Here is a 6823-nt window from a genome sequence, read left to right on the forward strand (position 1 = left end):
GTGGGGATCCGGGTCCGTGAGGGGTGGGGACGCGTCTTTGATATGGACACGGCCAACGGTCGGCCATAACCTGAGACTTGGTCTAGACCTGCACAGCTCACCGAACCTCCCCCACATCTCCAGGAGCGGCAGCATGCGCACCAAGGCCAAGTTGTACGCAGCCGTGCTCGGCCTGACGACCGCCGGAGCCTTCGTGCTCTCCACCGGCGGCGCCAGCAGCCACGGCTACACCGACCTCCCCATCAGCCGGCAGAAGCTCTGCGCCAACGGCACCGTGCCCAACTGCGGCGACATCCAGTGGGAGCCGCAGAGCGTCGAGGGCCCCAAGGGCTTCCCGGCGTCCGGGCCCGCCGACGGACGGCTCTGTTCCGGGAACAACACCCGGTTCGGCCAGCTCGACAGCCCCAGGACCCCCTCGGGCGGCGCCTGGCCGGCCACCAAGGTCAACGGCGGGCAGAGCTACACCTTCCGCTGGCAGTTCACGGCCATGCACGCCACGACGGACTTCAAGTACTACGTGACCAAGCAGGGCTGGAACCAGAACCACGCCCTGGCCCGCGCCGACCTCAACACCACCCCGTTCCTCACGGTCCCCTACGGCGGACAGCGCCCGCCGTCCACCCTCAGCCACAGCGGCACCCTGCCGGCCGGGCTGAGCGGCCGCCACGTGATCCTCGCGGTCTGGACGGTCGCCGACACGGGCAACGCGTTCTACGCCTGCTCGGACGTCACGTTCTGAGCGGCCGGGCGCTCCGGGCGCTCCGGGCGTTCTGGGCTTCCCTTGGCGTTCTGAGCTTCCCTTGAGACACCGGGCCGGCCGGCGTGGGTAGGTTGCTCCCACGCCGGCCGGACGGGTGCGGCGTACGGACCTCGGGGGAGCGCCATGAGCGTGCTGTTCTACGTCGTGCCCGGTCTCGTCCTGGCCATGGCCCTGACCATGGCGTTCGTGACGGTTCGCCGCTGGCTGCGGCTCAGGCGCGCCTGGCGCGGCGGACTGACGGCCGAGGCGCGCTGCCTGCGCGTGTTCACCACGACGCACGGCGGCGGCGAGTCCCGCGTCCGCACGAGGATGCACCACGTGTACGAGTTCACCGCGCGCGACGGACGCCGGATCCGCTTCGAGGAGGAGGACGGCCCGGCGACGGTCCTCGAGGGCGACGCCGTGACCGTGTACTGCACCGACGGCCCGGAGGTCGTCGCCACCGCCCACCGGCCCGGCGATCTCAAGCACGTGGCCGGCGTGATCGGCATTCTGGCGTTCCTCGGGGTGGTCGTCGTGTTCTGCGTCGGCTTCATGGTCGCGTTCCACGAGCTCGCCGACCTGTGACGGGTGCGGCCGGAACGCCGAAGGGCCCCTCGTGATCACGAGGGGCCCTTCACCTGTGCGCCGCCAGGGACTCGAACCCCGGACCCGCTGATTAAGAGTCAGCTGCTCTAACCAACTGAGCTAGCGGCGCATGACTCCCGCCGTCCGCTTCCCGCGGCCGGCGACAAAGAAAATACTACCTGGTCCCGCGGGGTGCTTCCGACCACCCGCCGGGGTGGTCGGAAGCACATGCCGCCGGGGTGGTGCGCCCCTAGACGACCGCGCTCAGGAACTCCCGGGTGCGCTCGTGGTCCGGGTCGTTGAAGAGCTTCTCCGGCGGGCCCGACTCGATGACCCGGCCCGAGTCGAACATCAGGACCTGGTCGGAGATGTCCCGGGCGAAGCTCATCTCGTGGGTCACGCACAGCATGGTGATGTCGGTGCTGCGGGCGATGTCCCGCAGCAGGTCGAGCACGCCCGCGACCAGCTCCGGGTCCAGCGCCGAGGTCACCTCGTCCAGCAGCAGCACCCGCGGCCGCATCGCCAGCGCCCGCGCGATGGCCACCCGCTGCTGCTGCCCGCCCGAGAGCTGGGTCGGGCGCACGTCGCACTTGTCGGCGAGGCCCACCAGGTCCAGCAGCTCGCGGGCGCGGGCCTCCGCCTCCTCCCTGGACAGACCGAGGACGGTCACCGGCGCCTCGGTGATGTTGCGCAGGACGGTCATGTTCGGGAACAGGTTGAACTGCTGGAAGACCATTCCGATCTTCTTGCGGACCTCCCGGCACCGCTTCTCCGGCGCCGGGAACAGCTGCTCCCCGTCGACGGTGATCGTGCCCTCGTCGGGCTTGGTGAGCGTCATCAGCAGCCGGAGGATCGTCGTCTTGCCGGAGCCGGACGGGCCGATCAGGGTGACGTGCTTGCCGGCGTCCACGGAGAAGTCGAGCCGGTCCAGGACGGTGTTGCCGCCGAAGCGCTTGGTGACCTGCTCCAGGCGGATCAGCTCACGGCTGCCGGGGTCGCCGGAGGTGCCGGCCATGGTGGCGGTGGCGGCCTTCGGGATCGAGGGTTCGGTGTCAGCGGGCAAGGCGTCGCTCCAGGGCTCGCAGAAGAAGGGAGGCGGGGTAGGCGATGAGGACGAAGGCGATGCCGACGGCCACGATCGGCTCGTTCATGTGGAAGGTCCGCGAGCCGAACTGGCGGGCCTGGCCGAGCATCTCCAGCACGCCGATGACCATCAGCATCGGCGAGTCCTTCAGCATCGCGATGACGTAGTTGCCGAGCGCGGGCGCGACACGGCGCAGCGCCTGCGGCAGGATCACCGCGGTCCAGGTCCGCGAGCGCGGCAGGCTGAGCGCCGTGGCCGCCTCCCACTGGCCGGCCGGTACGCCGTCGATGCCGGCGCGGTAGACCTCCGCGGTGTACGTCGAGTAGTGCAGCCCCAGACCGATCACGCCCGTGGCCAGCGCGGAGAGGGTCAGGCCCCACTCGGGCAGCACGTAGAAGAAGAAAAAGAGCTGCACCAGCAGGGGCGTGTTGCGGATGAACTCCGTGACGGCCGTGACCGGCCAGCGCACCACCTTCAGCGGCGAGCGCTGGGCCAGCGCCCAGACCAGGCCGAGGGCGAACGCGATCAGCGCGCCCAGGACCAGGGCCTGCAGGGTCACCAGCACGCCGTGCCCGAAGGCGGGCAGGAAGTCGCCCAGCGTGGACCAGTTCCAGTTCACGAGACACCTCCGGCGGCCGACGCCGACGACGAGCTGCCGGCGAGGTCCTGCTGCCGGACCCGGCCGGTCTTCGCGGTCACGGCGGGCTCCGCGGGCGCGAGCCGCCCGACGCCCGCCTTGGCCCTGCGCTCCACCAGCCGCATCCCCCGGGTGAGGAGGAAGGCGAGGACGAAGTACAGGACGAGGACCACCGTGTAGACGGAGGCGCTCTGGCCGGTGGCGTTGCGCACCAACTGGGCCGCGAAGGTGATGTCGCCCACGCCGAGCACGGACACCAGGGCGGTGCCCTTCAGCAGCTCGATCAGCAGGTTGTTGAACGGCGGGACCATCTCCGGCCAGGCCTGCGGCAGTACGATCTTGCGCAGCCGCTGGGCCGGCGTGAAGCCCAGCGCGACACCGGCCTCGCGCTGCGCCTGCGGCACCGCGGCCACCGCGCCCCGGACGACCTCCGAGCCGTAGGCGCCGTAGGTGCACCCGAGCGTGAGCACGGCCGCCCACAGGGGGACGAGCTGCCAGCCCAGGGTCAACGGCACCACGAAGAACACCCAGATCATCAGCACCAGCGCCGAGGTGCCCCGGAACAGTTCGAAGTACGCGCCCGACACGAACCGGACGATCCACAGCCGGTGGGTGCGGGCCAGCCCCACGGCGAACGCGACGGCCGCGCCGAGCGCGGCACTGAACACGGTCAGCTGGACCGTGACCCACACACCGTGCAGCAGCAGGCCCCACAGACCCGATGTGATCTCACTCATGCCCGGCACTTCTCCTCGGCCGTGAGCGTCGTCATCTGGTCCTCGGAGAATCCGAAGGGACGCATGATCTGCAGCAGTTCGCCGCTGCGCTTCATCTTGTGCAGCTCCCGGTTGAAGGCGTCGCGCAGATTCCGCTCGGGCCTGCGGAACGCGAAGCCGCCGACGTCGACGACCGGTTTGCCGTCCACGTACGGCGTGACCTCGTCGGTGGCCTCCGCCTTGGTGCTGCGGGTCTGCTCCAGCACGTTGCGCACCGTGACCGCGGTGCCCGCGAAGACGTCGACCCGGCCCTGTTCGACGGCGAGGAGACCGGCCAGCTGGTCGGGCAGGGTGGTGATCCTCTTCACCCCGGCCGCCTTGGCATAGTCGATCTCCGCGTAGCCGATACCGGTCGCCATCCGCGCCCCGGTGCGGGCGATGTCCTTGTAGTCGCGCAGCTTCATCGGGTTGCCCTTGGCCACGATGAAGGCGTCCTTCATCCGGTACTCGGGATCGGCGAAGAGCACCTGCTGGCAGCGGTCCGGATTGATGTACATGCCCGCCGCGACCACGTCGAACTGCAGCGAGTTCAGCCCGAAGATCAGCGAGCCGAACTCGGTGGGGAACGGTTCGACGCGGTCGACGCCGAGCCGCTTGAAGATCCGGGTGGCGATGGCCGGGGCCGACCCCGTCACCTTGCCGTCCTTGCCGATGTAGCCGTAGGGCTGCTCGCCCGCGATGCCCAGGCGCACGCTGCCCCGGGCCCGCAGCTGCTCCAGCAGCCGCCCGCCGTCACCGGTGTCGGCGGTGGCCACCCGGCTGCATCCGCTGCTCGCGCCGATCGCGCCGGCCGCGGCCAGGGCGGCGGCGCCCGTGAGCAGGGCGCGGCGGCGCAGACCGGGTCTGTCCGTAGGGGGCGAGCCGTTGTCGTAGGGAACCATGGGCGCGCCGCTACCCCGAACCCGGGAGGGTATTCCGGCCGGATTCCAGCCACCGCCAATCCTTCACAGGCGTCATCGGGACCCGATCCGGGCCGATCGGGTCACGAAGGGGGCTGCGCCGCGCCGACTGGGTACCCGAACCACAGGGCCGTACGGGCCGCTCCCACTGTCCGAAGAGCAGCAGGAAGGCTGGAGATGACCGCACTCGGATTCCTCTACCCGGGCCACTTCGCAGAGGACGACTATCCGCGCATCGAGCAGCTCCTGGGCAGCGACATCCGGGTGGACCTGGTCCACACCGACCCCGGCGAGGACGCGTACCGGGTGGACGCGCTGTACGGGATGGGCTCGCCCGAGCGGCTCGCCCAGGGCGTGGAGGGGCTGCGCCTGACGGGGGCGGAGGCGGTGGTGTGGGCGTGCACCGGCGGCAGCTTCGTACGCGGCTGGCAGGGCGCGCACGAACAGGTCCGCGAGCTGGCCCGGGCCGCCGGCATGCCGGCCTCCTCCACCTCCTTCGGCTTCGTGCACGCGGCGGCCGAGATCGGCGTCCGCCGGGTCGCTCTCGCGGCGGCCTACCCGGAGGACGTCACCGGCCTGTTCGCGGACTTCCTGCGCGCCGGGAGGATCGAGGTGGCCGCCGCCCGCAGCGTCGGCATCGTCACGGCGGCGGAGGTGGCCGCCTGGGGCGAGGCGGAGGTCCTGGCGCTGGCGCGGGAGGCGGACGTACCGCAGGCGGAGGCGGTCCTGCTGCCCGACACCGCCCTGCACACCGTGTCCCACATCACGGCCCTGGAGAAGGACCTCGGCAAGCCGGTCCTCACGTCGAACCAGGTGAGCGTGTGGGAGGCCCTGCGGCTCGCCGACCGCCGCGTCAACGCTCCCGAGCTGGGCACACTGTTCACCCGGGAGCCGATCGTCCAGGTGTGAGCCGCCGCGGTTGCGGGCCCCGCCGCGGGGGCGTTACCTGGAAGTACCGGCGGTGCAGCGAGAACGCCCGAGGCCCACGGCACGGGACGACCGACCTCGTCTGTGTGTGCGTCCCCGGTAACGGCCCGTCACCGCTGTCGTCCAGCGTTCGACGCGGAGGTGACCCAGGTGAAAGCCGTCGTCTACGAAAAGCCTTTCAACGTGACGGTGAGGGACGTCGACGACCCGCAGATCCAGCACCCGAACGACGTGATCGTACGAGTCACGTCGAGCGCGATCTGTGGATCCGACCTGCACATGTACGAAGGCCGCACGGCCGCCGAGTCGGGCATCGTCTTCGGCCACGAGAACCTCGGCATCATCGAGGAGGTCGGCAGCGGCGTGACCTCCCTGTCCCAGGGCGACCGGGTCGTGATGCCGTTCAACGTGGCCTGCGGGTTCTGCAAGAACTGCCTGGCCGGCAAGACCGGGTTCTGCCTCACGGTCAACCCCGGATTCGCCGGCGGGGCGTACGGATACGTGGCGATGGGCCCCTACATGGGCGGCCAGGCAGAGCGGCTGCGGGTGCCCTTCGCCGACTTCAACTGTCTGAAGCTGCCGCCGGGCGATGAGTTCGAGAACGACTTCGTGCTGCTCGCCGACATCTTCCCGACCGGCTACCACGGCTGTGAACTCGCCCAGGTGAAGCCCGGTGAGTCCGTCGCCGTCTTCGGCGCGGGGCCGGTGGGCCTGATGGCCGCCTACTCGGCGCTGCTGCGCGGCGCCTCCAAGGTGTTCTCGGTCGACCGGGTGCCCGAGCGGCTCGCCAAGGCGGAGGAGATCGGGGCCATCCCGATCGACTTCACCCAGGGCGACCCGGCCGAGCAGATCAAGGAACAGACGAACGGAGAAGGCACCGACAAGGGTGTGGACGCCGTCGGCTACCAGGCCCAGTCCCACCAGGACGCCAGCCACGAGGAGCCCGCCGTCGTCCTCAACACGCTCATCCAGACGGTACGGCCCACCGGCATGCTCGGTGTGCCGGGTCTGTACGTGCCCTCCGACCCGGGCGCACCCGACGAGCACGCCAAGCACGGCCAGCTGCTGGTCTCCATCGGCAAGATGTTCGAAAAGGGCCTGGCGATGGGCACCGGCCAGTGCAACGTCAAGCAGTACAACCGCCAGCTGCGCGACCTGATCATCGCCGGGCGC

Annotated in this window: 8 protein-coding genes and 1 tRNA gene; 4 read left to right on the top strand and 5 right to left on the bottom strand. The window is 70.4% G+C overall.

Annotation, left to right across the window (positions count from 1 at the left end; genetic code table 11):
• The first annotated feature begins 133 nt into the window (after positions 1–133).
• Together C1I97_RS27730 and C1I97_RS27735 are read left to right on the top strand one after the other, a co-directional pair.
• Positions 134–739 carry a lytic polysaccharide monooxygenase auxiliary activity family 9 protein gene (locus tag C1I97_RS27730; protein WP_111005880.1) on the top strand — a complete coding sequence of 202 codons (606 nt, stop codon included), beginning with the start codon at positions 134–136 and terminating at the stop codon, positions 737–739.
• Between the two features lie 144 nt (positions 740–883).
• Positions 884–1327: a DUF3592 domain-containing protein gene (locus C1I97_RS27735; RefSeq protein WP_111005881.1), complete on the top strand. Its 444-nt coding sequence runs from the start codon at positions 884–886 to the stop codon at positions 1325–1327.
• 56 nt (positions 1328–1383) lie between these two features.
• Here C1I97_RS27735 and C1I97_RS27740 read toward each other — a convergent pair.
• The 5 genes from C1I97_RS27740 to ehuB all read right to left on the bottom strand — a co-directional run bounded on the left by C1I97_RS27740 (position 1384) and on the right by ehuB (position 4705).
• Positions 1384–1457, bottom strand: a tRNA-Lys gene (locus C1I97_RS27740).
• Between the two features lie 120 nt (positions 1458–1577).
• Complete coding sequence (gene ehuA, locus C1I97_RS27745; RefSeq protein ID WP_111005885.1) at positions 1578–2342, bottom strand: ectoine/hydroxyectoine ABC transporter ATP-binding protein EhuA; 765 nt, start codon at positions 2340–2342, stop codon at positions 1578–1580.
• A 37-nt stretch (positions 2343–2379) separates the two neighbouring features.
• Positions 2380–3030 (bottom strand): ectoine/hydroxyectoine ABC transporter permease subunit EhuD, encoded by a 651-nt coding sequence (gene ehuD / locus C1I97_RS27750; RefSeq protein ID WP_111005882.1) that lies wholly within the window; start codon positions 3028–3030, stop codon positions 2380–2382.
• Positions 3027–3785, bottom strand: coding sequence for an ectoine/hydroxyectoine ABC transporter permease subunit EhuC (gene ehuC / locus C1I97_RS27755; RefSeq protein ID WP_111005886.1), 759 nt, complete (start codon positions 3783–3785; stop codon positions 3027–3029). The genes ehuD and ehuC overlap by 4 nt, the downstream gene beginning before the upstream one ends.
• On the bottom strand, positions 3782–4705 hold the full coding sequence (gene ehuB, locus C1I97_RS27760) for an ectoine/hydroxyectoine ABC transporter substrate-binding protein EhuB (protein WP_111005883.1): 924 nt from the start codon (positions 4703–4705) through the stop codon (positions 3782–3784). Before ehuB ends, ehuC begins: the two co-directional genes overlap by 4 nt.
• Before the next feature lie 195 nt (positions 4706–4900).
• Between ehuB and C1I97_RS27765 the strand changes: the two genes are divergently transcribed.
• Positions 4901–5632, top strand: a complete 732-nt coding sequence (locus tag C1I97_RS27765) for a maleate cis-trans isomerase family protein (protein WP_111005884.1) — start codon at positions 4901–4903, stop codon at positions 5630–5632.
• A 168-nt stretch (positions 5633–5800) separates the two neighbouring features.
• A partial coding sequence (locus C1I97_RS27770; protein ID WP_111005887.1) for a glutathione-independent formaldehyde dehydrogenase occupies positions 5801–6823 on the top strand: 1023 nt, incomplete at its 3' end.

Source organism: Streptomyces sp. NTH33, assembly GCF_003236365.1.
Classification (GTDB): Bacteria; Actinomycetota; Actinomycetes; order Streptomycetales; family Streptomycetaceae; genus Streptomyces.

Bases quoted from the DNA above. Each gene is read 5' to 3' on its own strand.
- C1I97_RS27765 (WP_111005884.1), top strand. From the start codon at position 4,901: ATGACCGCACTCGGATTCCTCTACCCGGGCCACTTCGCAGAGGACGAC.
- C1I97_RS27735 (WP_111005881.1), top strand. From the start codon at position 884: ATGAGCGTGCTGTTCTACGTCGTGCCCGGTCTCGTCCTGGCCATGGCC.
- ehuC (WP_111005886.1), bottom strand. From the start codon at position 3,785: ATGAGTGAGATCACATCGGGTCTGTGGGGCCTGCTGCTGCACGGTGTG.
- ehuB (WP_111005883.1), bottom strand. From the start codon at position 4,705: ATGGTTCCCTACGACAACGGCTCGCCCCCTACGGACAGACCCGGTCTG.
- ehuA (WP_111005885.1), bottom strand. From the start codon at position 2,342: ATGGCCGGCACCTCCGGCGACCCCGGCAGCCGTGAGCTGATCCGCCTG.
- C1I97_RS27730 (WP_111005880.1), top strand. From the start codon at position 134: ATGCGCACCAAGGCCAAGTTGTACGCAGCCGTGCTCGGCCTGACGACC.